This window comes from Arthrobacter sp. PGP41 (assembly GCF_002953935.1).
Lineage (GTDB): Bacteria > Actinomycetota > Actinomycetes > Actinomycetales > Micrococcaceae > Arthrobacter.
The window spans coordinates 2,215,757-2,237,806 of record NZ_CP026514.1 but is presented as its reverse complement, the minus strand read 5'-3'; the positions used below and the strand labels follow the sequence as shown (position 1 = coordinate 2,237,806).

Here is a 22,050-nt window from a genome sequence, read left to right as displayed (position 1 = left end):
GCCCTGCGCCTGGATGTCGGCTGTCAGTGCACGCGTAGCCTGCGGGGCCTGTGGCGCCTGGCCTGTTCCTCCGGCCGGGAATCGTGCGCCGCCGGGCGGTACCTGACCCGTCGTTTCCCTGGCCGGCTGGCTCTGCGCTCCTGACGCCGGGCTTTCCGTTCAGGGCGGTCTATTCTGGACAGGATCGCGAACGTTCCCGCCATCCAGAGGAACGCCACTGCAAATACCAACGCAATCCCAATGTCAGCGCCCATAACCCATCTTAGGCCCTGCCGCCCGGCGGAGAGCCCCCAGGACGGACGGTTCACCTGCCCGGCAGCGCTACAGCACACCCAGCTCGCGGATGGCGGCCAGGACGTCCGGCGCTGTGACTGCCAGAAGCGCAGGGTCGGGCTGGTCAGCGAAGGTGTCTCCCCGCCGCAGTTCGGCCCGGGTCAGGACAACGTGTGGTCCTGGCGGGGGTCCCCAGATCTCGGGTGGGGCTGGTCCAAAAAGCACCACCGACGGCGTGCCATATGCCGATGCGAGATGCGCAGCCCCGGTGTCAGCTGAGATCACCAGGCGTGCGGCAGCGATGGTTGCAGCGAACTCCCCCAGTCCAAGCCGCCCGGCAAGCACCGCTCCATCCGGGAGGCCCGCACGTCGACAGACATCAACCGCCCTGTCCCGTTCACCGCTTCCCCCCGTGAAGACAACGTTATGTCCTGCCTTATCCAGGGCTGCGGCCACGGCAGCGAACCGATCAGCCGGCCAGAGCCGGCTGCCATAGGCGGCGCCGACATGAAGGACCGTCGCACGGGGAACCGGGCTGGGTACGTGTGGTGTGTTCAAACCCACGTCCAGCGGGTCGGCGTCGATCCCGTGCCATTCCAGGAGCCGTACCCACCGTTCCCGCTCATGCAGTTCTTCACGCCACGGCGGCCCGTCACCGTGTCCGCTGCGGTGGCCGATGGTCTGCCGCGCCTTCAGGGCTTCGATGCGCCCTTGGCTTTCCGGGCCGCAGCCGTGCAGGTTCACTGCTACGTCAACGACGCCCGCTTCCAGCGCCAGCGGCTCGTCCAGGCCGTGGGTGGGCAGCAGCTCATAGCCGCCCACCAGCCCCAGGGCCTCCGAGAGCCACCCTTGGGCCGCGTACCGCAGCCGGTGTTCAGGGAACGTGCGGCGAAGGCCCTTCAGGGCAGGCACCGCAACCAGCAGGTCCCCGAGCTTCAAGGCACGCAGGACAAGAAGCTCCGGCTTCCCGTCCGGGCGGTTGTCCGGACCCGTTTCCGTGGAAATGTACGTGCCGCTCATGCGTCCACTTTCAACTCGGTAGCTGCCAGGCTGCGTACGTCCTCGTGCACATCCCGCACGGCAACGCCGGCCACCGCCGAGTCATCGTGCGGGCACCGCGGCGCCGTCCAGCCAACCTGGGTGATGTCTATCCCGCAAGTGGGGCAAGCGGTCAGCCAGGAGGCGTGGATGCGGTGGAGGCTCCTGCCCAGCGCTCCGGCATTTATGACATTGCCCGCCCAGAAGATACCCACCGTCGGAACTCCAAGTGCCTGGGCGAGGTGCCGCGGTCCGCTGTCATTCCCCACCACTACCGCTGCGCGGACCAGGAGCGCCACAAGCCTGCCCATGTCCAGGTCCCCGGCGAAGGAATGGATACGGGCGGAGGCTGCCTGCACCACTACCTGTTCGGCAAGGGCGCGTTCGCCCGCATCTCCGATGACCGCAACACGGAAGCCATCCGCGGCGCACGCTGCCGCAAGTTCAGCGAACCGGCTGACGGGCCAGCGGCGGCGGGGATCAGTGGCGCCGGGATGCAGCACCACCCATGGGCCGGCGCCGTCGTCGGGCATTACGACGGCGGAGGATGCGCCGCTGAACGCCGGCGCAAGGCGGGCCTCCAGGTCAACAGGGAAAGCGCCGGCCAAGCCAGCCACCTCCAGCGCCCGCAGGGGCTCATGCTGGTAATAGATATATGGGACCGTCCGCTCAAGGCTGGCAGCATCCGACGTCCGGGTGCCTACCGTGTGCCGGGCCCCCAGCCGGAGCAGGAACGGATTTGAGTACCGGCCGCCGCCATGGAGCTGGACGGCCAGGTCGAACCGGCGTCGGCGCATGTCATCAAAGAACGCGTCCATCTCCGCCGGGTCCTCCTCTCCCGGGCGGACGCCTTCAGCGTATGGCAGCACGCACACCTCATCCACCGGGCTCTTGGTTGCGGCAAGCAGCGTTTGGTGCACGGGAGTGCCCAGCAGGGTAAGGGTTGCGGCAGGGTAGGCTGCCTTGAGCGCGGTCATGGCAGGGATGGCGAAGATCAGGTCGCCAAGGCCTCCGCCGCGCAACACGGCGATCCTGGATACGGACTCGAATTTCTCCAGGACGGGACCAACTCCGGTACCAACCCGCGCTGAACCACCAAACTCCGCAGTGAGCTGCTCCACATGCACCCCTTACCAGTAGTGCGGACCGCGCATTTGCCGCGCCGTCCGCTGCCCACGCAGCCCCATTGCGGCGGTAAACCGCATGCTGCCTCCTGTGAACCATTACCCAGGGGACGGTCAATATACTCCGGCTATTGGGGAATAGCCGCATGATGCTGTACGTTTCATACGCGACAGGCGAACCAAAGAAAAGAGAAGCACCTAAAGTGGCAACCGATTACGATGAACTGCGCTCCGACGTCAAGGAGTCGCAGGACAACTCACTCGAGCAGCTCCAGTCAGCAAATGCTCCCGACGCACGCAGCGTTGTGCTGGAGCTGGATGAGGCTGACGGGCTCGACGGCGCCGGCGTGCCCGGAGGCGAGTTCGTGGCCGAAGAGCTCGTGGTACAGGTCATCCCGCAGGCTGAAGACGAATTCACCTGCTACTCCTGCTTCCTGGTCCGTCACCGGTCCCAGATTGCGCGCCAGAAGGATGGCCACAGCTACTGCACTGAGTGTGAAGGCTAGTTAAGACAGCCAACGTGGGGCTGCGGGAGCGTCCGCAGTCCCACCGATCCTGAGGCACGCCCGGCAGCTGGCGTGCCTTTCGGCTTTAAGCCTGCACCCAGCCAGCGCGGGTACCGTAGCGGCTATGGCTCACCATGATCCCGCCGGCGAGAGGCCCTGATGACGACGCCCGGAGAACCCTGGGATAGATTGCTGGCAGCATTCAGCCGTGCTGACCCTCCCAGCGTGACACTGGCCGAACTGGCACTGGCGGTGCTGATAGCTGCCGCCTTGTCGGTGCCCCGCCGCTCCTGGCGATACTTCGGCCTGCTGGCCACGGCCACGCACGAGATGGGGCACGCTGTTGCTGCGGTGCTGAGCGGCCAGCGTCTGGCCGGGATCCGGCTCCTCCTTGACCATTCCGGCACCACCACCACGTACAGCCGCAGCAGGCTTGCCACCGCATGGTCCTGCTTTTGGGGGTATCCCGTACCGGCAATGGTGGGCGCGGCGTTTGTCTGGTGCGGCTTCAGCGGGTGGGGACCGGCCGCCGTCGCAGGCGGCGCCGTGGCCCTGGCTGCCTCGCTGGTGTTCCTCAGGAACCTCGCCGGCGTCCTTATCACTTCCGCCGCAATTGCCATCACCCTGCTTCTGCTCCTCTTTGTGCCGGCTGCCTTCGTTGGCCATGTGTCTGTCATCCTCGGCCTGGCTCTGCTGGTGGCCGCCGTGCGTGACCTCGTCAAGCTCACCCATGTGCACCTGCGCCGCCGGGACCGGCTGGCCAGTTCCGACGCTTACCTCCTCTGGCGAGCCACGTCCGTACCCTCCGGCGTCTGGATCCTTCTGTTCGCGGCCCTGGTGGCAGGTTCGTGGCTATGGGCCTGGCAGCCGATCTCCACTGTCCTGCCCGCGGGAGCATAGGGTGGTCCCATGAGCCAGGAAACCGACACCACCCATCAGGCGGCAAAGGCACAGGCCCCGGGAAAAACTGCAGAACACAGCACCCGCGGCGCCTACGTCACCGGTGGAGCGGAGTTCAACCGCGACACCAACTACATTGAGGACCGGATCACGAGGGACGCAACCCCGGGTCCGAACGGCGAACCAGGCTGGCCGGTGGAAGCTGGACGCTACCGGCTGATTGCGGCACGTGCCTGCCCCTGGGCCAACAGGACCGTCATCGTCAGGCGCCTGCTTGGCCTCGAAGACGCCATTTCACTGGGACAGCCGGGGCCCACCCATGATGCCCGGTCGTGGACGTTTGACCTCGATCCGGGCGGGCTGGACCCCGTCCTCGGTATCGAGCGGATCCAGGACGCCTACTTCAAGAGGTTCCCGGACTATCCCCGCGGCATCACGGTCCCCGCGATAGTGGACGTTGCCAGCGGCGCCGTGGTGACCAACAACTTTCCGCAGATCACCCTGGACTTTTCCACCGAGTGGTCCGCGTTCCACCGGGCAGGGGCGCCGGACCTGTACCCGGACCATCTTCGCGAAGAAATCGACCAGGTCAATAAGCGCGTCTTCACCGAGGTCAACAACGGTGTTTACCGCTGCGGTTTCGCCGGATCCCAGGAAGCGTACGACGCCGCCTACGCCCGGCTGTGGACAGCCCTGGACTGGCTCGAGGACCGGCTCTCGCGGCAGCGCTACCTGGTGGGTGACACCATCACTGAGGCCGACGTGAGGCTGTTCACCACGCTCGCCCGGTTCGATCCTGTCTACCACGGCCATTTCAAGTGCAACCGGCAAAAGCTCAGCGAGATGCCCGCCCTGTGGGGCTACGCACGCGACCTGTTCCAGACTCCCGGTTTCGGCGACACCATCGATTTCGTCCAGATCAAGCAGCACTATTACATCGTCCATGAGGACATTAACCCCACGGGCATAGTCCCCGCAGGACCGGATCTAACGGGCTGGCTGGAACCCCATGGCCGGGAATCGCTGGGAGGCCGCCCCTTCGGGGACGGGACACCGCCCGGGCCCGTCAGGGAAGGGGAAGAAGTCATGCCCGGGCACGGGGCTCAAACCGACTGGCAGTAAGCGCTTTCTGGATACGCTGGTTGCCATGCAGACACCTCACGGCTTCGTAGCGCCCGGTTTCAACAACGTCCTGGACCTGTTCGATTCTCTACTGCGCGAGGATCCGCAGTACAGTGCACAGCTGGCCGCTTACAAGGACGGGGTCCCGGTCGTGGACCTGACGGGCGGGCCGGACATGGCGCCCGGCACCTTGACGGGGGCGTACTCCTGTTCGAAGGGAGTGGCTGCCATGGTCATTGCGCTACTGGTCCAGGACGGTCTGCTCGACCTCGACCAGACCGTAGCGCATTACTGGCCGGAATTCGGCGCGCATGGCAAAGACCGCCTCCTGGTGCGGGAGGCCTTGTCGCACCAGGCCGGGCTCATGGGCATCGAAGGCGGCTTCGGACTGGACGAGTTCACCACCCCTGGAGCCGCGGCCCGGCTCGCGGGGGCTCCTCCAACCTGGCAGCCTGGCCGGCAGTTCGGTTACCACGCACTCACCATCGGGATCATCATGGAAGAGCTGTGCCGGCGTACAGCAGGGGAAACCCTGCAAGAGCTCTATGAAGGTCGGATCAGGAGCCCGTACGGTATCGACTTTTTCCTTGGACTCCCTGTGGAACAGGAGTCCCGTTATCGCGACGTCCTCTATGAGCCCGGGCCGGCGGAGCCCTGGCTCGATCCGCTCAGCCTCGAGGGCCTGAACAGCAACGCCCCGGTCAGCACCATCATGGAGCTCCCCAACATCCGCATCGTCCGGGCGGCGGGGATGTCCGCGGCCGGCGGCGTGGGAACAGCCGCGGGCCTGGCGCGCCTCTACGCGGCAGCCACCACCGGAATCCAGGACGGCAACCCGTTCCTGGAAGCCGCCACCATTGAGCAGATGTCGCAGGAACAGGTGTGGGGCCTTGACCGTTCCTCCGGCCTGGACAACGCGTTCGCCATCGTGTTCATGAAGCCGCACCCGACGCGAAACTTCGGCAGCCATCGCGCGTTCGGGCATGAGGGCGCCAACGCGGCGCTGGGTTTTGCGGATCCGGCCTACGGCTTGGGCTTCGGCTACATTCCGCGGCGACGGGAGGATGGAAGAACGCCGGGCCGTGCCCACCGGCTGGCGGCAGAGGTGCGCCGTTCAGCGGCAGAACTGTCCTGAACCCACACCCCGGGAACACTGTGCCTCCCTGACCAGCACCTTTGTAGGCAGCCGCACGGGCGCCGTAGGGTGGTACGAATGCGCCAGTCTCAAGCACGCCCGGACACTAGGTGGGCCAAGGGGACCCTTTTCCTCAAACACGCGGCGTCCGGCCTGTCGTCGGCCTTTGCCGCGCAGCGGCTGCAACTGGCGGCCAAGGCGGCTTTTGCGGCCGGCCTGGCTTTTGCCATCGCCCCGCATCTGCCCGGAGCTGCTGCGAACTATCCCTACTACGCCCCCCTGGGTGCGCTGGTGGCGATGTACCACAATGTTGCCGGCTCAGTACGGCAGGGCCTCGAGGCCCTTGCCGGACTCGCAGTGGGCATCGGCCTGGCGTACGTGTTGGTTACCGTCACGGATCCGTCGCCGCTCGCCGTCGCGCTCATTATGGGAATCGGCGTACTGCTTGGCGGCCTGCCGGGGATCGGCTCTGGCAGTGACTGGATTCCGACGGCGGCGCTGCTGGTTCTGCTCGTGGGCGGCAGTAATCCGGACGACTTTTCGTTCGGTTACCTCCTGCAGATGGGTTTTGGAGTTGCCGTTGGGATCGGCGTCAACTTCCTGATATTTCCACCCCTGCACCTGAATGCCGCCGCGGCCAGCCTGGACGAGCTCCGCCTTGCCCTCGGCCGCCAACTCACCGACATGGGGGCGGCCCTAAAGGAAGAGTGGCCGCCCAAACACGAGGACTGGTCAAGCCGTTCAGACGAACTGGCCGCTGCGGCCCGCTCGGTCCGGCACCTGGTCAAGGAGGCTGACGCAAGCCGGCGGGCCAATCCCAGGCGGAAACTGCACCCCCGCGACGTCGATCTTGATTACCGTAACCTGCGCGAACTGGAGAGGGTGACCTTCCACATCCAGGACATCACTGATGTGCTTTCGGACGTGATTTGGGAGAGCAAGGCACCGTACAGCGTTCCCCTGCAGGACACCGGTCCGCTGGCTGATGCGTTGTCAGCAACCGGCAACCTTCTCCGCTCGTTCAGCGAGGACGACACGTCGGCCCAGGACGGGCATTTCGAAGCGGCAAGGGAGGCGGTGGAAACCTGTATGGCTGCCACCGCCGGAAGGCAGGCGGAGCAGGCAATGGTCCCCGCGTCCGAATCGGTCCTGCTGAGCCTCCACCGCATCCTGCGGTCTGTCCGGACATCCGGCTAGAGGGCGCTGACCGAGCCGCTGAAGTGGCGGCGGCCCGACCTGGGATTCCATGCCACGAAGTCGGAGCGCGTCCGCGCGCCGGCACCACCTTCTCCGGTATTGATCTCCAAGGCAACCAGGCCGGGAAGGAACACCGGGGAGTCGAAATCCACATCCCAGGTGAAGGAATCACCACGGGACGGGCCGACGTCGGCGAGCGCCCTGGCCGCCAGGTACATGCCGTGGGCAATGGACCGCCGCATCCCCAAAGCCTTGGCGGAAAGCACGCTCAGGTGAATGGGATTGAAGTCACCCGATACCGCCGCATAAGCACGGCCGGTGTCAACACCAAGCTGCCAAAGTGCCGTTGGGTTGGGCGCCTTGAATTCCGCCCGGGCGGAGGCCGGCGACGGTTTGTCGATTCCGGGGAGGAAGACCCCCTTGGCCAGGTACGTGGATACCCCCAGCCAGGAGGCCTCACGGGCCCCTGCCAACCGCACGTCCGCCACGACGTCCACCTGCGTCCCTGTACGGTGCCCGCGAAGGTTTTCAACCCTCGCGGAGACGTCCAGGCTGTCGGAGAAAAGTATCGGGGAGCGCTGCTGCACGCTGTTGCGAAGGTGGATCATGCCGAGCAGGGGCAACGGGAAGTCATCCCTGTTCAGCACGCTCATGGCCAGCGGAAAGGCGAGTGCGTGGATGAACCCGGCAGGCAGCACGTCGCTGGCGGTCTCACCGATCAGGTGCTGGTACGCGGTCAGCGTGGCAACGTCCACGCTGACCCCCCGTACTTCATGGCTTTCGGTTGGCAGGACGGATCCGTCGTGGGTGCCCAGCAGCCTGCGGCGCGCGGCCTGGGCGGCGGCGTTGACGTAGAGCTTGGACAGCGAGGGCATCTCCCCCAGGATGACCGGCTGGGCGGGCATCATGCCCCCACCATGTTCTGTCCGCAGACCCGCAGCACCTCGCCGTTGATGCCGGCCGCTGCGTCACTGGCAAGGAAGGACACGGCTTCGGCAACGTCCGATGGCAGGCCGCCCTGCTGCAGCGAGTTCAGCCGCCGGCCGATCTCGCGGAGGGCGAACGGGATTCGGGCGGTCATCTCGGTTTCTATGAACCCCGGGGCCACAGCGTTGATGCTGCCGCCGAGCGCGGCCAAGTGCGGAGCGGTGGCCCTGACCATTCCCATGACACCGGCCTTGGATGCCGCATAGTTGGTTTGCCCCCGGTTGCCGGCGATGCCGCTGGTTGAGGCAACCGACACGATGCGCGGGGATTCCCGGAAGTGACCTGAGGAGAAAAGCGCCTCGTTGATCCGGAGCTGCGAGGCAATGTTGATGCTGATGACCGAGTGCCAGCGGGGCTGGTCCATGTTGGCCAGCAGTTTGTCCCGGGTGATGCCGGCGTTGTGGACCATGATGTCCAGGCGTCCGTGACGCTGCGCGGCGTGCTCAACAATCCTTTGTCCGGCATTCTCCCTGCTGATGTCCAGCTGGAGCGCCGTCCCCCTGACCTCGTTCGCAACTGCCGCCAGCTGGTCGCCGGCCGCGGGGACATCCACGAGGACGAGCGTTGCACCGTCGCGGTGCAGGGTGCGGGCGATGGCAGCCCCGATGCCGCGTGCCGCTCCGGTCACCACCGCGACCTTGCCGGCCAGCGGTTTTTCCGGGTCCCCGGCGAGCTTTCCCGACGTGCTGGACACCGTCACGAACTGCCCGTCCACGAATGCCGAACGTCCGGAGAGGAAGAACTGGAGGGCTGCCAGGGCGCTGGGGCTGGTTGCCTGGACCCCGTCGCGCAGGATGATGCCGTTGCCCGTGGCACCGGCCCGAAGTTCCTTGGCCAGCGACCGGAGGAACCCGTCAACCCCCTGCCTGGCAGCGGCAACTGCAGGCGAACCGGCCTCCGACGCCGGCCGGGAGACGGTGACAACGCGTCCCCCGGGGGCAAGGTCCCGCAGCGAAGCCGCTGCCGGGAGAATCGGCTTTTCGAGGTCGTCGGGGTGTGCCACTTCATCCAACACCAGGATGATGGCACCCAGTTTTTCGCGCGGTACGGCGTGCCGCCTGACATCAAGGTCCCAGGAAAGCAGTTCCGCGGAGAGGGCATCTGCACCGTCCGTGCTTCCCTGGACCAGGATGGGGCCGCTGATCAAGGGCTGCCCGGGCTCGTAACGGCGAAGGACAGCGGGCTGGGGCAGGCCCAGCTTCCTGGCCACATTCCTGCCCAGGCCCTGGTTTACCAGTTGTGCGTATTTGTCGGTCACCTGATCCCCCTACAGTGATTCGAGGACAGCGACGACGCCCATGCCGCCGGCCGCGCAGACAGAGACCAGTCCGCGCGCGGGCCGGCCGGCGGTGCTGCCCGTGGCGTGCAGCTGCTTGGCCAATGAAGCCACAATCCGGCCGCCGGTGGCGGCGAAGGGATGGCCGGCGGCCAGCGACGACCCGTTCACGTTCAGGCGCGACCGGTCAATGCTGCCGAAGGCGCCCTGCAAGCCAAGGCGTGTGCGGCCGAAGTCTTCGTCCTCCCAGGCGGCCAGGGTGCTGAGGACCGTGGCTGCGAACGCCTCATGGATCTCGAAGTAGTCAATGTCTTCCAGCGTGAGGCCCTGGCGGGCCAGCAGCCGGGGCACGGCGAACACGGGGGCCATCAGCAGGCCGTCCTTGCCATGGACAAAGTCCACGGCCGCGGCTTCCGCATCCACCACGGCAGCGAGCTTGGGCAGGTCGCGGGCATCTGCCCAGGCCTCGGAAGCCAGCAGGACCGTGGACGCCCCGTCGGTGAGGGGGGTGGAGTTGCCGGCAGTCATGGTGGCCGCAGCACCGAGGTTCCTGCCGAAGACCGGCTTCAGGGTAGAGAGCTTTTCGAGCGAGGTGTCTGCACGGAGGTTGCCGTCCCGCACCAGTCCCCGGTAGGGCGTGACAAGGTCATCGAAGAACCCTGACTCGTAGGCGGCGGCGAGGTTCCTGTGGCTGTTGTAGGCCAGTTCGTCCTGGGACTCGCGGGCGATCTTCCACTGCGCCGTGGTCAGGGCCTGGTGCTCGCCCATCGAAAGTCCGGTCCGGGGCTCGGCAGTGCCGGGGGCCAGCGGGGCGAGATCCTTCGGCCGCAGCCGCCCGAGTACCTGCAGGCGCTGCGTAAGGGTCTTGGCCCGGTTCAGGTCCAGGATCACCTCGCGGAGGCCCTCGCTGACCACGATCGGAGCATCGGACGCCGAATCAACCCCGCCGGCGATGGCGGAATCGATCTGGCCCAGCTTGATCTTGTTGGCCAGGCCCACCACGGCCTCCAAGCCGGTGGCGCACGCCTGCTGCAGGTCATAGGCAGGGGTCTCGGCGGAGAGGGCGGAACCCAGGACGGCTTCGCGGGTGAGGTTGAAGTCCCGGGAGTGCTTGAGGACGGCGCCCGCGGCCACTTCGCCGATGCGCTCGTCCTGCAGGCCGAAGCGGGCGATGAGGCCGTCCAAGGCTGCGGTCAGCATGTCCAGATTGGAGGATTTTGCGTAGGATCCGCCCGCGCGGGCAAACGGGATCCGGTTCCCGCCGACGATCACGGCCCGGCGCGTGGCAGGGGTGCCTGCGTTGCGGTTGCCTGGTTCTTCGAGTCCGGTGCTGGACTGTCCGTCAATGGACATGGGTGTCTCCTCGGGTCACATTCGGTTACCGATACCCAGCGTACCTGATACGCTGGGTATCGTGAACATCACCCAAGCGGACTCCCAGGGGGCCCCTGCGCCAGGCAGCCCCGACGGGCGCTCCTCGCGCTGGCAGAGCCACCGGGAGGAGCGCCGGAGGGAGCTGATCAAATCGGCACGGCGGGCGGTGCACCTGCTGGGAAGTGACGCCTCCATGGAGGAGATTGCCGCTGCTGCAGGAACCTCAAAGTCCGTGTTCTACCGCTACTTTGGCGATAAGGCCGGGCTCCAGCAGGCAGTGGGTGAAGTGGTCTTAAGCCAGATGCAGCGCAGGATCAAGGAAGCCGCGCAGAGCGCCCATACCCCCCGCGAAGGGCTCCTGGCCATGGTCTCGGCCTATCTGCAAATGGCGGAGACCAGCCCCAACGTCTATACGTTTGTCACCCGGCATGGCAGCGGCGACCCGGAGGGTTCATCGGGAGCTGTCTCCGGGGCGCTGGGGCACTTCTTCGATGCCATCGCGGAGATGATCGCCACGCCCATGAGGTCCCACCTGGGGGACGGCAAGCACGCCGTGATCGGCTACTGGCCGAAGGCCGCGATTGGACTGGTACGGAATGCCGGCGAGCAATGGCTCAGCACGCCGGACTCCCCCGCCAAACCTGACCAGGAAGCAATGGCACGCCAGATCACGGCCTGGCTCTGCGTCGGCATAGCTCCCGAGCTCACCCCGGCCGCGCGGGAATGACCTAACTCCAATGCAAACCACCAAACACTGTCAGCACCAACGAAGGACATCGACATGACTGAAGTAGTGGACCGTCCCGCCGGCAAGGGGAAGCGCCCGGAAGCACCGCAAAAAGCGGTCCCCGGCACCGCCGCCCGGCCCCAGCCCGCCGTCGACGTCGAAACGCTGGGCAGGCAGCTGCTCGGCAAGTGGGCGGCCGTCCGGCTCCAGGCCCGGGACCTTGCCGCACGCCCCGAGCTTCACAAGATTGAAGGCCTGACCCACACCGAGCACCGGACCAGGGTGTTCGGACAGCTGAGGTACCTTGTGGACAATGGGGCGGTGCACCGCGCCTTCCCGGCAGCCTTGGGCGGCGCCGACGACCACGGCGGAAACATCGCCGGCTTCGAGGAACTTGTGGTGGCCGATCCCTCGCTGCAGATCAAGGCCGGCGTGCAGTGGGGCCTGTTCGGCTCCGCCGTCATGCACCTGGGCACCGCCGAACACCATGCGAAATGGCTTCCCGGCATCATGAACCTGGATATCCCGGGCTGCTTCGCCATGACCGAGACGGGACACGGCTCCGACGTGGCCAGCATCGCGACCACGGCCACGTACGATCCGTCCACTGAAGAATTCGAGGTGCACACGCCGTTCCGCGCCGCCTGGAAGGACTACATCGGGAACGCGGCCAACGACGGACTGGGCGCCGTGGTGTTCGCCCAGCTTGTCACCCGCGGCGTCAACCACGGCGTACATGCCTTCTACGTGGACCTGCGGGACCCGGAAACCAAGGAGTTCCTGCCCGGCATCGGCGGCGAGGACGACGGCATCAAGGGCGGACTCAACGGCATCGACAACGGGCGGCTGCACTTCAGCAACGTCCGGATCCCCCGGATGAACCTCCTGAACCGCTACGGCGACGTAGCCCCGGACGGCACATACACCTCCCCCATCGCCAGCCCGGGCCGGCGGTTCTTCACCATGCTGGGAACCCTTGTCCAGGGCCGGGTGTCGCTGGACGGCGCCGCCGTGGCTGCGTCCAGGGTGGCCCTGACGGCGGCCATCCGGTACGCAACCGAGCGCCGCCAGTTCAACGCCTCCTCCCATACGGACGAGGAAGTCCTGCTTGACTACCAGCGCCACCAGCGCCGGCTGTTCACCCGGCTCGCCACTACCTACGCAGCGGGGTTCGCCCATGAGCAGCTCCTGGCGAAGTTCGACGACGTCTTTTCCGGCGCCCACGACACCGACGCGGACCGCCAGGACCTGGAAACGCTCGCCGCCGCGCTAAAGGCCCTAAGCACGTGGCATGCCCTGGACACGCTGCAGGAGTGCCGCGAAGCGTGCGGCGGTGCCGGTTTCCTGATCGAGAACCGCTTTGCGTCGCTGCGGGCCGACCTGGACGTGTACGCCACGTTCGAGGGCGACAACACCGTGCTGCTGCAGTTGGTGGCCAAGCGCCTCCTGGCTGACTACGCCAAGGAGTTCCGGAACGTGGACTTTGGAGTGCTGGCCCGCTACGTGGTGGGCCAGGCAACCGGTGCTGCCATCCACCGGACGGGGCTGCGGCAGGTTGCCCAGTTCATGGCGGACACCGGCTCGGTGCAGAAAGCCGCCATCGCGCTCCGGGACGAGGAGGGACAGCGTGCCCTCCTCACGGACAGGGTGCAGACCATGGTTGCGGAAGCGGCAGCAGCCCTTAAAGGGAGCAACCGGCTCTCCCAGGAAAAGGGCGCGGCACTGTTCAACCGCCACCAGAACGAACTCATCGATGCCGCCCAGGCGCACGCCGAACTGCTGCAATGGGAGGCCTTCACTGACGCGCTTCGGGAAGTGGAGGACCCGGGCACCAAGACAGTGCTGACGTGGCTGCGTGACCTCTTCGGCCTGTCGCTGATCGAAAAGAACCTGTCCTGGTACCTCATGAACGGCCGCCTTTCCATGCAGCGGGCCAGGACTGTGGGTGAATACATCAACAGGCTGCTGGTGAAGATCCGCCCGCACGCGCTGGACCTCGTGGACGCCTTTGGCTACAGCGGCGACCATGTGCGCGCCGCGATCGCCACCGGCGCCGAAAAGGAGCGGCAGGACGGGGCACGGGCCTACTTCCGCAGCCAGCGGGCCAGCGGCCGGTCCCCGGTTGACGAGAAAGTGCTGCTGGCCAGGACCGCCGCGGCGAAACGGAACTGACGGCTGGCGGCATAAAGAGCGACGGCGCCGCTCCCCTGTGAGGGGAGCGGCGCCGTCGTTCTTTATAGCGAGGAATCGTTAGCCGTGGGACGGCAGCACCGAGCGGTACACCTCAAGGGTGGTCCCGGTGATGGACTCCCAGGAGAAGTGCTTCTCGGCTCGCACCCGCCCGGCCTGGCCCATGGCGCGTGCCCGCTCCGGATCGGAGACAACCTCGGTGAGGGCTGCCGCGAACTCGGTGACGAACTTTTCCGGATCGAGGGGCGTCCCGGTGCCGTCGGTGACCTGCTCAAGGTCCACGAGGAGGCCCGTCCGGCCGTGCTCCACCACCTCCGGGATGCCGCCGGTGGCGCTGGCCACTACTGCCGCGCCGCACGCCATTGCTTCCAGGTTCACGATGCCGAGGGGCTCATAGATAGAGGGGCAGGCAAAGGCGGTGGCGTGGCTGAGGACCTGGATAAGTTCGTGCCGGGGCAGCATGCGCTCGATGAGCACCACGCCGGTTCGCTGGCTCTGCAGGTCCTCGATCAGGCGGGCCGTCTCGGCGGCGAGTTCCGGGGTGTCCGCCGCCCCCAGGCACAGGACCAGCTGGACGTCGGCAGGCAGCTTCGCCGCGGCCCGCAGCAGGTACGGAACGCCTTTCTGGCGAGTGTTCCTGCCCACAAAAACCACGCTGGGCTTGGCCGGATCAATGCCAAGGGCGCGGACGGCGTCGTCATTCTCGTCGCGTTGCCACAGCTCGACGTCGATGCCGTTGTGGACCACCTTGACCTTCGCGGGATCCACGTCCGGGTAGCTGCGCAGGATGTCCTGGCGCATGCCCTCGGAAACAGCGATGATGGCTGCCGCAGCCTCATAAGCCGTCTTTTCCACCCAGGAAGAGAGCGCGTACCCGCCGCCGAGCTGCTCCGCCTTCCAGGGGCGCAGCGGCTCCAGGCTGTGGGCGCTAAGGACGTGCGGGATGCCGTGCAGCAGGGATGCGAGGTGTCCTGCCATGTTGGCGTACCAGGTGTGCGAATGGACCAGGTCCGCGCCTTCCACGTCCGGGACGATCCGGAGGTCCACGCCAAGGGTCTGCACTGCGGCGTTGGCCCCGGCAAGGTCCTCAGGCACCTGGTAGGACGTCACGGCGGAGCCATGGTAGTCGGTATCGCGGGGAGCGCCAAAAGCACGAACCTGCAGGTCAACATGCTTACTAAGCACCCTGCTCAATTCGGCTACGTGGACTCCGGCGCCACCGTAGATCTCCGGCGGGAACTCTTTAGTCACAATGTCTATTCGCACAAGACCCAAGGTAGTCCTTCAGGCCTTAACTGTTCTAGTGTGAAGGAGTCCGGGCATGCCGGACTGTCTTGGGGAGTTACGAAGGCGTACAGGAGCGACCATTATGCCGTTGAACAAAAGAGTCCTGGCCATTGTCCTAGCAGGCGGCGAGGGAAACAGACTGATGCCGCTGACGGCGGACCGGGCGAAACCCGCGGTCCCCTTTGCCGGGAGTTACCGCCTGATCGACTTCGCGCTGTCCAACCTGGTGAATTCCCGCTACCTGCAGATCGTTGTGCTCACCCAGTACAAGTCGCACAGCCTGGACCGCCACATCTCCGAGACCTGGCGCATGTCCACCCAGTTGGGTAACTACGTAGCCTCGGTTCCGGCCCAGCAGCGCGTGGGAAAGAGCTGGTTCCTGGGCAGCGCCAACGCCATCTATCAGTCCCTGAACCTCATCCACGACGCCAACCCGGACATTGTTGTGGTGGTCGGCGCCGACCACGTTTACCGCATGGACTTCGCCCAGATGGTGGCGCAGCACGTCCACAGCGGCGCCAAGGCAACAGTGGCCGCTGTCCGGCAGCCACTGCATATGGCCAACCAGTTCGGCGTGATCGAAGTGGACCGGAATGATCCCCAAAAAATTGCCGCCTTCGTGGAAAAGCCTGCCACCACCCCTGGATTGGCCGCGGACCCGTCGCAGTTCCTGGCCTCCATGGGCAACTACGTCTTCGACGCCGACGCCCTGGTTGCAGCGCTGCACGTGGACGCCGAGCGGCTGGACACCAAGCACGACATGGGCGGGGACATCATCCCCTACTTCGTGAACCAGGGCGAGGCCGGCGTGTACGACTTCACCCTCAACGACATCCCGGGCTCCACCGAACGTGACCGGACATACTGGCGCGACGTCGGCACTATCGACTCCTTCTACGACGCCCACATGGACCTGATCTCCCCGCTCCCGGTCTTCAACCTCTACAACTCGGAATGGCCCATCTACACGCGGCAGAGCATCTCGCCGCCGGCCAAGTTCGTCCGCGGCCAGAACAATACGGTGGGCACGGCCCTGGACTCGATCGTCTCCAGCGGCGTTGTGATCTCCGGCGGCATCGTGGAGGGCTCTGTCCTGTCCAACGACGTCTACGTGGCCACCGGCAGCCGGGTCATCGACTCAGTCCTGATGGACAAGGTGCAGGTGGGCGAGGGTGCAGTGATCAACCGGGCCATCATCGACAAGAACGTCAAGGTTCCGGCAGGCGCGGCAATTGGCCTGGACGCGGACCTGGACCGCGCCCGCGGCTTCAAGGTCACCGACTCGGGCATCACGGTGCTCGCCAAGGGACAGGACGTTCCCGAGCCCGGCGAGGAGGAACGGAAGCTCGCTGCCAGGAACCTCCCGCTCGTCCCGAACGCAGTGAAGGCGGCTGCAGACCTCCACCCCGAAGTGCGGGAGTCCGTGGACAGGGTTGCCCAAACCCACGCAGCTGCTGCTGCCGACGCTGTGCAGGGGGCGCGGATTTCCTGACGTCGTTCAATGGGCCGGCCCATCCCGAAGGGGGTGCGGCCGGCTGGATCCCAGGCTGTAAAATCGATATGGTGAGCTCCCCCGATCTGACCCCTGAGGAAATCCAGGCCTGCCTCAAGGTCCTGAATACCATCCATGCCTATGACGAGGAGCACCCGGACTATGTTTCGGTGCGGCGCGCCACCGGGAAAATGTTCAAAGCCGTCAAACGGCACCGCAGGGTAGCCAAGCGCGACCTGATCTCCGAGGCGGACCGGGCAGTGATCGCCCGGACGGCAACCGCCGCGCCGGACCGGATCGACGACGAGACCCGCGGGAACAAGCTCGCCACCTCAGCCACCGGCAAGGTTGCCGGGCACCTGATCCGCTCCCGCCCGTGCTACATCTGCAAGCAGCATTACACCCAGGTTGACGCCTTCTACCATCAGCTATGCCCGGAGTGCGCTGCCTTCAGCCACACCAAGCGGGATGCCCGGACCGACCTGACCGGCCGCCGCGCGCTCCTGACCGGAGGGCGGGCCAAAATCGGTATGTATATCGCGCTTCGACTGCTCCGCGACGGCGCCCACACCACCATCACCACCCGCTTCCCCAAGGATGCCGCCCGCAGGTTCGCCGCCATGGAGGACAGCGGCGAATGGCTGCACCGGCTCCGGATCGTGGGCATCGACCTCCGCGACCCCGCCCAGGTCATGGCCCTCACGGACTCGCTCAATGAGGCAGGCCCGCTGGACATCATCATCAACAACGCGGCGCAGACGGTCCGCCGTTCCGGCAATGCCTACAAACCGTTGGTGGACGCCGAGGACGAACCGCTTCCGGCGGCGCTGGAGCAGGCCAACGGCGGTCCGGAACTGGTGACGTTCGGCCACGCCCATGACAAGCACCCCCTGGCGCTGGCCAGCAGCGTGACGGAACACCCGGTCCTCGCCGGGGACGCCATCACGTCGCTGGCGCTGTCCACGGGATCGGCCTCGCTGGAGCGCATCGCGTCAGGAACTGCCATCGACGCCGGCGGGCTGGTACCGGACCTGGCCACCATCAACAGCTGGACCCAGGTGGTGGACGAGGTGGATCCGCTGGAGATGCTCGAGGTGCAGCTCTGCAACGTAACCGCGCCCTTCCTGCTGGTGAGCCGGCTGCGGGGAGCCATGAAGCGATCCACCGCCCGCCGCAAATACATCGTCAACGTGTCCGCCATGGAAGGCCAGTTCTCCCGCGCCTACAAGGGTCCGGGCCACCCGCATACCAACATGGCCAAGGCGGCATTGAACATGATGACGCGCACCAGCGCCCAGGAGATGCTGGACAGCGACGGCATCCTGATGACCGCCGTGGACACCGGCTGGATTACCGACGAGCGTCCCCACTTCACCAAGGTCAGGCTCATGGAAGAAGGCTTCCACGCGCCCCTGGACCTGGTGGATGGTGCCGCCCGCGTCTACGATCCGATCGTCATGGGGGAGAACGGGGAGGACCAGTACGGCGTGTTCCTCAAGGACTACAAACCCAGCCCCTGGTGAGGGTAAGCTCGCGGCATGAGTGCCGAACCCGTATCTGACGTCCAGGATCTTGAACACCATGAGTGCTGGGCCGCGCTCCGGACAGTGTCTGTCGGCCGGCTGGCGGTGCTGGTGGCGGGACGCCCGGACATCTTCCCCGTCAACTACACGGTTGACCGGGGCACCCTGGTGTTCCGGACCAGCGAAGGCACCAAGCTTTCCGGCGCGTCGGAGGACGCACCGGTGGCGCTGGAGGCGGACGGCGTGGATCCCAATACGGGGCTGGCGTGGAGCGTGGTGGTGAAGGGCACGGCCGCCGTCGTCACCGGCACGGAGCAGGTTTTGGAAACCACCCAGCTCTTCCTCTTCCCCTGGCAGGCAGGCAAAAAGGACATCTTCGTCCGGATCACGCCGGACTCCATCACCGGCCGCCGCTTCAAGGTGACGGAGCCCGTGACCTGGTGGACCCAGCTCAGCGGCGCTGTGAGGACCGCCCAGGAGTAAAGGCCCCGGCCGGTCAGGCGAGCTGGGTGATCTCCACGCTGACGCTCAGGGCCGAACCGCCCCCGCCGGAGAGAATGCCCTTCAGCGGCGGCACATCGCGGTAGTCCCTGCCCCGGGCTACCGTCACGTGGAAGTCGCCGGCCGGCTTGTGGTTGGTGGGGTCCCAGCTGCGCCAGTCGCCGTCCCACCACTCCAGCCACGCATGGGATTGCCCGGCCACGGTCTCGCCGATGCCGGCGCTTGAGCGGGGGTGCAGGTAACCGGAGACGTACCGCGCAGGGATGCCGCAGCTGCGCAGCGCACCGATGGCCAGGTGGGCCAGGTCCTGGCACACGCCCTGCCGCTGGCCCCAGGCCTCTTCCGCATTGGTGGTGACCGCGGTGGAACCGGACATATAGGTCATTTCGCCGCGCATCCACTCGAACACTGCCATGGCGGCCTCGTGCGGGTTCTTCCCGGCCACGACTCCCGGGATGATGCCCAGGACTTCGTCTCCGGGCCCGCTCAGCCTGGACTGGGGAAGCCAGTCACTGAAGGTGTTGAGCGTCTCGGGTGAGGCCAGGACATCCCAGCCGGCAATGTCCGACTCCGAGGGGATCTTTTCGGCCCGGTGGACCTCCACCGTGATGTTGGAAACCACTTCAAGGTGCTCGTGCGGCATCTGCATGTCGAAGGCAGTAACCCTGGTGCCCCAGTAGTCCCGGTAGGTGCTCACGGCAGCCTGCGACGGCGAAACCTTGACCACGGACTCCAGCACCACCTGCTGGGAATCCGTCAGCGGCGTCATGCGGGCCTCGTTGTAGGACAGAGTGACCCGCTTGTTGTACTTGTAGGCCGTCTTGTGGACGATGCTCAGCCGGGTCATGAAACTTCTCCCACCCAGGCCAGTTCATCCGCCTGATTGAAGTACTTACGGGAAATGGCGTCCGAGGCCTGGGACACGGCTTTCTGCACGCGCTCCATGTGCTCGGGCAGCTCGGACATGAGGTCATCCGTCCGGTGGAACTCGAGGAACGTCCGCGCCTGCCCCACAATGCGCCGCGCGTCATTGATGAACCCCACCCGCTGGGCGGAAGGATCGAGTTTTGCCAGGCACTCGTCGGCGTCCCGCAGGGCATACACGATGGACCGCGGGAAGAGGCGGTCCAGCAGCAGGAACTCGGCAGCGTGCTGGTCCCCGAAAGCGGCCCGGCGGGTCCGCAGGAAGGACTCGTACGCCCCGGCGCACCGGAGCATGTTGACCCATGACATGCCGGCGGACAGCACGTCCCGGGTGGAGAGCATGCGGGCCGTCATGTCCGCCCGTTCCAGGGAGCGGCCCAGCACAAGGAAGAGCCAGCTTTCGTCGTGGCTGACGGTGGTGTCCGCCAGGCCGCTGACCATGGCAGTCCGTTCCAGGGTCCAGTTGCAGAACCGGTAGGTTCCCACAACGTCCTTGCGGTGCTGGCTCAGCCCGTAATACGTGGTGTTCAGGCTCTCCCAGAGCCCTGAGGAGACAGTCTCCCTGGCGCGCCGGGCGTTCTCCCGTGCCGCCCCGAGGGAACCGGCGATGGAGGTGGCGCTGGTTTTGTCATAGGCAAGTGCGTGGAGCAGTTCGGGCAGCCCGAAGTCCTCGCTCTGCGGCCTGGCTCCCATAACAGCCAGGAGTTCCTGTGCCACACTCTTGCGTTCCTCCATGGGGAGGTGGTTGAGGCGCTCCAGGTGGACGTCAAGGATCCGGGCGGTGCCGTCCGCCCGCTCCACATAGCGGCCGATCCAGAAAAGGGACTCGGCAATACGGCTAAGCATTCGCGGCTACCTCCTGCGTGCCCGAAACTGGAAAAGGAACTGCCCGGGCTGCGGCCCGGCTCACTGCTGCTGCTCCGACTGGCGGTCCCGCCAGTTGCTCTCCACAGGCCACACGGATACGCGCTCCCGGACGGAGATGGACGGCCGCGGCACTGTTTCCACCGGCACCTGGGGGGAATCGGCCAGGACCCAGGTGTCCTTGGACCCGCCGCCCTGGCTGGAATTCACAATCAGGGAGCCCTCCTTGAGAGCCACGCGGGTCAGGCCGCCCGGGAGCACCCAGACGTTGTCGCCGTCGTTGACGGCAAACGGCCGAAGGTCCACGTGGCGGGGGCCGAACTTGTCACCGCTCAAGGTGGGAACCGTGGAAAGCTGCAGCACCGGCTGGGCGATCCAGCCGCGGGGATCAGCGAGGATCCGCTGGCGGAGCGCGTCCAGTTCGTCCTTGGAGGCATCCGGGCCGATGACCAGCCCCTTGCCGCCGGAACCGTCCACGGGCTTGACCACCAGTTCGGCCAGGTTGTCCAGGGTGTACTCCCGGGATTCCTTCTCCTCCAGGCGGTATGTGTCCACGTTGGCGATGACGGGTTCCTCGCTGAGGTAGTAACGGATGAGGTCAGGGACGTAACTGTAGACCAGTTTGTCGTCCGCGACGCCGTTGCCCACGGCGTTGGCAATGGTGACCCCGCCGGCCCTGGCTGCGTTGACCAGGCCGGGGCAGCCGAGCATGGAGTCGGCCCGGAACTGCAGGGGGTCAAGGAAATCGTCGTCGATCCGCTTGTAGATGACATCCACTCGCTGCTCGCCCGCCGTGGTGCGCATGTATACGCGGTTGCCGCGGCAGATGAGGTCTCGCCCCTCCACCAGCTCAACGCCCATCAGGCCGGCAAGCAGGGTGTGCTCAAAGTAGGCGCTGTTGAACACGCCGGGGGTCAGGACGACGACGGTGGGATCGTCCACGCCGGACGGAGCGGTCTTCCGCAGGGCAGAGAGCAGGCGCCGCGGGTACTCCTCGACAGGCCGGATGAGCTGCTGGCCGAAAGCCTCCGGCAAGCCCTTCGCCATGGCCCGGCGGTTCTCCAGGACGTAGCTTACGCCGGAGGGAACGCGGACGTTGTCCTCCAGCACGCGGAAGGTTCCGGCGGCATCACGGACAACGTCGATGCCCGAGATGTGGACCCGGACGCCGCCGGCCGGTTCGAAGCCATGGACCTGCCGGTGGAAGTGCGCGCTGGTGGTGACCAGCTGCCGCGGGATCACCCCGTCAGCCACGACGGTCATCTTGTCGTACACGTCGTTGAGGAACGCCTCCAGGGCGCGTACGCGCTGGGCTACCCCGCGCTCCAGCACATCCCACTCCCCGGCAGGAATGACCCGAGGAACGATGTCCAGCGGGAACGGGCGCTCCTCCCCCGCGAAGTCAAATGTCACGCCGCGGTCCAGGAAGGTGCGCGCCATCGAGTCGGCGCGCGCGCTGACATCGGCCAGGGAGAGCTTGCGAAGGGCGTCCGCCACCTGCCCGTACGAGTCACGGGCCTGTTGCCCGGGGGCGAACATCTCGTCGTAGGCCCCGGACCGGCCGGCGGCCACGGAGTAATCCTGGAATAGGTCTGACATGTCCAATAGCC

At 66.3% G+C, this 22,050-nt stretch carries 19 protein-coding genes; 10 read left to right on the top strand and 9 right to left on the bottom strand.

The window, feature by feature from the left end:
* Positions 1-321: 321 nt before the first annotated feature.
* Entirely contained in the window at positions 322-1,293 is a 972-nt protein-coding gene (locus tag C3B78_RS10140; RefSeq protein WP_104997954.1) for a glycosyltransferase family 9 protein, read from the bottom strand.
* A complete protein-coding gene (locus tag C3B78_RS10135) occupies positions 1,290-2,432 on the bottom strand; it encodes a glycosyltransferase family 9 protein (protein WP_104999740.1) in 1,143 nt (380 codons plus the stop codon). The genes C3B78_RS10140 and C3B78_RS10135 overlap by 4 nt, the downstream gene beginning before the upstream one ends.
* A gap of 206 nt (positions 2,433-2,638) precedes the next feature.
* Here C3B78_RS10135 and C3B78_RS10130 point away from each other — a divergent pair, with 206 nt between their 5' ends.
* From C3B78_RS10130 to C3B78_RS10110, 5 genes are all read left to right on the top strand, one after another.
* Positions 2,639-2,941 carry a DUF4193 domain-containing protein gene (locus C3B78_RS10130; RefSeq protein ID WP_066275770.1) on the top strand — a complete coding sequence of 101 codons (303 nt, stop codon included), beginning with the start codon at positions 2,639-2,641 and terminating at the stop codon, positions 2,939-2,941.
* A gap of 159 nt (positions 2,942-3,100) precedes the next feature.
* Positions 3,101-3,841, top strand: a complete 741-nt coding sequence (locus tag C3B78_RS10125; RefSeq protein ID WP_104997953.1) for a M50 family metallopeptidase — start codon at positions 3,101-3,103, stop codon at positions 3,839-3,841.
* A gap of 9 nt (positions 3,842-3,850) precedes the next feature.
* Positions 3,851-4,963, top strand: a complete 1,113-nt coding sequence (locus tag C3B78_RS10120) for a glutathione S-transferase family protein (RefSeq protein WP_104997952.1) — start codon at positions 3,851-3,853, stop codon at positions 4,961-4,963.
* A gap of 25 nt (positions 4,964-4,988) precedes the next feature.
* On the top strand, positions 4,989-6,098 hold the full coding sequence (locus C3B78_RS10115; RefSeq protein ID WP_104997951.1) for a serine hydrolase domain-containing protein: 1,110 nt from the start codon (positions 4,989-4,991) through the stop codon (positions 6,096-6,098).
* A 78-nt stretch (positions 6,099-6,176) separates the two neighbouring features.
* Complete coding sequence (locus C3B78_RS10110; protein ID WP_234005370.1) at positions 6,177-7,295, top strand: FUSC family protein; 1,119 nt, start codon at positions 6,177-6,179, stop codon at positions 7,293-7,295.
* Here C3B78_RS10110 and C3B78_RS10105 read toward each other — a convergent pair.
* The 3 genes from C3B78_RS10105 to C3B78_RS10095 are packed head-to-tail and all read right to left on the bottom strand — an operon-like array spanning position 7,292 to position 10,911.
* Positions 7,292-8,203, bottom strand: coding sequence for a MaoC/PaaZ C-terminal domain-containing protein (locus tag C3B78_RS10105; protein ID WP_104997950.1), 912 nt, complete (start codon positions 8,201-8,203; stop codon positions 7,292-7,294). The two genes, C3B78_RS10110 and C3B78_RS10105, sit on opposite strands and share 4 nt — an antisense overlap.
* Positions 8,200-9,540, bottom strand: a complete 1,341-nt coding sequence (locus tag C3B78_RS10100) for a 3-oxoacyl-ACP reductase (RefSeq protein ID WP_104997949.1) — start codon at positions 9,538-9,540, stop codon at positions 8,200-8,202. Before C3B78_RS10100 ends, C3B78_RS10105 begins: the two co-directional genes overlap by 4 nt.
* Before the next feature lie 9 nt (positions 9,541-9,549).
* Positions 9,550-10,911 carry an acetyl-CoA C-acetyltransferase gene (locus tag C3B78_RS10095; protein WP_199775229.1) on the bottom strand — a complete coding sequence of 454 codons (1,362 nt, stop codon included), beginning with the start codon at positions 10,909-10,911 and terminating at the stop codon, positions 9,550-9,552.
* Here C3B78_RS10095 and C3B78_RS10090 point away from each other — a divergent pair.
* Entirely contained in the window at positions 10,910-11,659 is a 750-nt protein-coding gene (locus C3B78_RS10090) for a TetR/AcrR family transcriptional regulator (protein WP_442778273.1), read from the top strand. The genes C3B78_RS10095 and C3B78_RS10090 overlap by 2 nt on opposite strands.
* 54 nt (positions 11,660-11,713) lie before the next feature.
* Entirely contained in the window at positions 11,714-13,831 is a 2,118-nt protein-coding gene (locus C3B78_RS10085) for an acyl-CoA dehydrogenase family protein (RefSeq protein ID WP_104997948.1), read from the top strand.
* A 78-nt stretch (positions 13,832-13,909) separates the two neighbouring features.
* Here the strand turns inward: C3B78_RS10085 and glgA are convergent, their stop codons facing one another.
* A complete protein-coding gene (gene glgA / locus C3B78_RS10080) occupies positions 13,910-15,115 on the bottom strand; it encodes a glycogen synthase (protein ID WP_104997947.1) in 1,206 nt (401 codons plus the stop codon).
* A gap of 103 nt (positions 15,116-15,218) precedes the next feature.
* Between glgA and glgC the strand changes: the two genes are divergently transcribed.
* From glgC to C3B78_RS10065, 3 genes are all read left to right on the top strand, one after another.
* On the top strand, positions 15,219-16,628 hold the full coding sequence (gene glgC, locus C3B78_RS10075; protein WP_104997946.1) for a glucose-1-phosphate adenylyltransferase: 1,410 nt from the start codon (positions 15,219-15,221) through the stop codon (positions 16,626-16,628).
* Between the two features lie 71 nt (positions 16,629-16,699).
* Entirely contained in the window at positions 16,700-18,151 is a 1,452-nt protein-coding gene (locus C3B78_RS10070) for an SDR family NAD(P)-dependent oxidoreductase (RefSeq protein ID WP_104999736.1), read from the top strand.
* Positions 18,152-18,166: 15 nt separating this feature from the next.
* Positions 18,167-18,634, top strand: a complete 468-nt coding sequence (locus tag C3B78_RS10065) for a pyridoxamine 5'-phosphate oxidase family protein (RefSeq protein ID WP_104997945.1) — start codon at positions 18,167-18,169, stop codon at positions 18,632-18,634.
* Between the two features lie 13 nt (positions 18,635-18,647).
* Here the strand turns inward: C3B78_RS10065 and C3B78_RS10060 are convergent, their stop codons facing one another.
* From C3B78_RS10060 to C3B78_RS10050, 3 genes are read right to left on the bottom strand one after another with little or no spacing between them, the layout of a single operon-like run.
* The gene (locus C3B78_RS10060) at positions 18,648-19,499 is read right to left on the bottom strand and encodes a transglutaminase family protein (RefSeq protein WP_104997944.1); all 852 of its coding nucleotides are present in this window, start codon (positions 19,497-19,499) and stop codon (positions 18,648-18,650) included.
* Entirely contained in the window at positions 19,496-20,422 is a 927-nt protein-coding gene (locus C3B78_RS10055; protein WP_013600945.1) for an alpha-E domain-containing protein, read from the bottom strand. The genes C3B78_RS10060 and C3B78_RS10055 overlap by 4 nt, the downstream gene beginning before the upstream one ends.
* Before the next feature lie 60 nt (positions 20,423-20,482).
* Entirely contained in the window at positions 20,483-22,039 is a 1,557-nt protein-coding gene (locus C3B78_RS10050) for a circularly permuted type 2 ATP-grasp protein (RefSeq protein WP_104997943.1), read from the bottom strand.
* Positions 22,040-22,050: the final 11 nt, after the last annotated feature.

What these genes read in the sequence shown, in the direction of transcription:
- C3B78_RS10085 (WP_104997948.1), top strand. Translation starts at nt 11,714, where the DNA reads ATGACTGAAGTAGTGGACCGTCCCGCCGGCAAGGGGAAGCGCCCGGAA.
- C3B78_RS10090 (WP_442778273.1), top strand. Translation starts at nt 10,910, where the DNA reads ATGGGTGTCTCCTCGGGTCACATTCGGTTACCGATACCCAGCGTACCT.
- C3B78_RS10110 (WP_234005370.1), top strand. Translation starts at nt 6,177, where the DNA reads ATGCGCCAGTCTCAAGCACGCCCGGACACTAGGTGGGCCAAGGGGACC.
- C3B78_RS10050 (WP_104997943.1), bottom strand. Translation starts at nt 22,039, where the DNA reads ATGTCAGACCTATTCCAGGATTACTCCGTGGCCGCCGGCCGGTCCGGG.
- C3B78_RS10065 (WP_104997945.1), top strand. Translation starts at nt 18,167, where the DNA reads ATGAGTGCCGAACCCGTATCTGACGTCCAGGATCTTGAACACCATGAG.
- C3B78_RS10120 (WP_104997952.1), top strand. Translation starts at nt 3,851, where the DNA reads ATGAGCCAGGAAACCGACACCACCCATCAGGCGGCAAAGGCACAGGCC.
- C3B78_RS10140 (WP_104997954.1), bottom strand. Translation starts at nt 1,293, where the DNA reads ATGAGCGGCACGTACATTTCCACGGAAACGGGTCCGGACAACCGCCCG.
- C3B78_RS10060 (WP_104997944.1), bottom strand. Translation starts at nt 19,499, where the DNA reads ATGACCCGGCTGAGCATCGTCCACAAGACGGCCTACAAGTACAACAAG.
- C3B78_RS10125 (WP_104997953.1), top strand. Translation starts at nt 3,101, where the DNA reads ATGACGACGCCCGGAGAACCCTGGGATAGATTGCTGGCAGCATTCAGC.
- C3B78_RS10105 (WP_104997950.1), bottom strand. Translation starts at nt 8,203, where the DNA reads ATGATGCCCGCCCAGCCGGTCATCCTGGGGGAGATGCCCTCGCTGTCC.
- C3B78_RS10055 (WP_013600945.1), bottom strand. Translation starts at nt 20,422, where the DNA reads ATGCTTAGCCGTATTGCCGAGTCCCTTTTCTGGATCGGCCGCTATGTG.
- glgC (WP_104997946.1), top strand. Translation starts at nt 15,219, where the DNA reads ATGCCGTTGAACAAAAGAGTCCTGGCCATTGTCCTAGCAGGCGGCGAG.
- C3B78_RS10115 (WP_104997951.1), top strand. Translation starts at nt 4,989, where the DNA reads ATGCAGACACCTCACGGCTTCGTAGCGCCCGGTTTCAACAACGTCCTG.
- C3B78_RS10095 (WP_199775229.1), bottom strand. Translation starts at nt 10,911, where the DNA reads ATGTCCATTGACGGACAGTCCAGCACCGGACTCGAAGAACCAGGCAAC.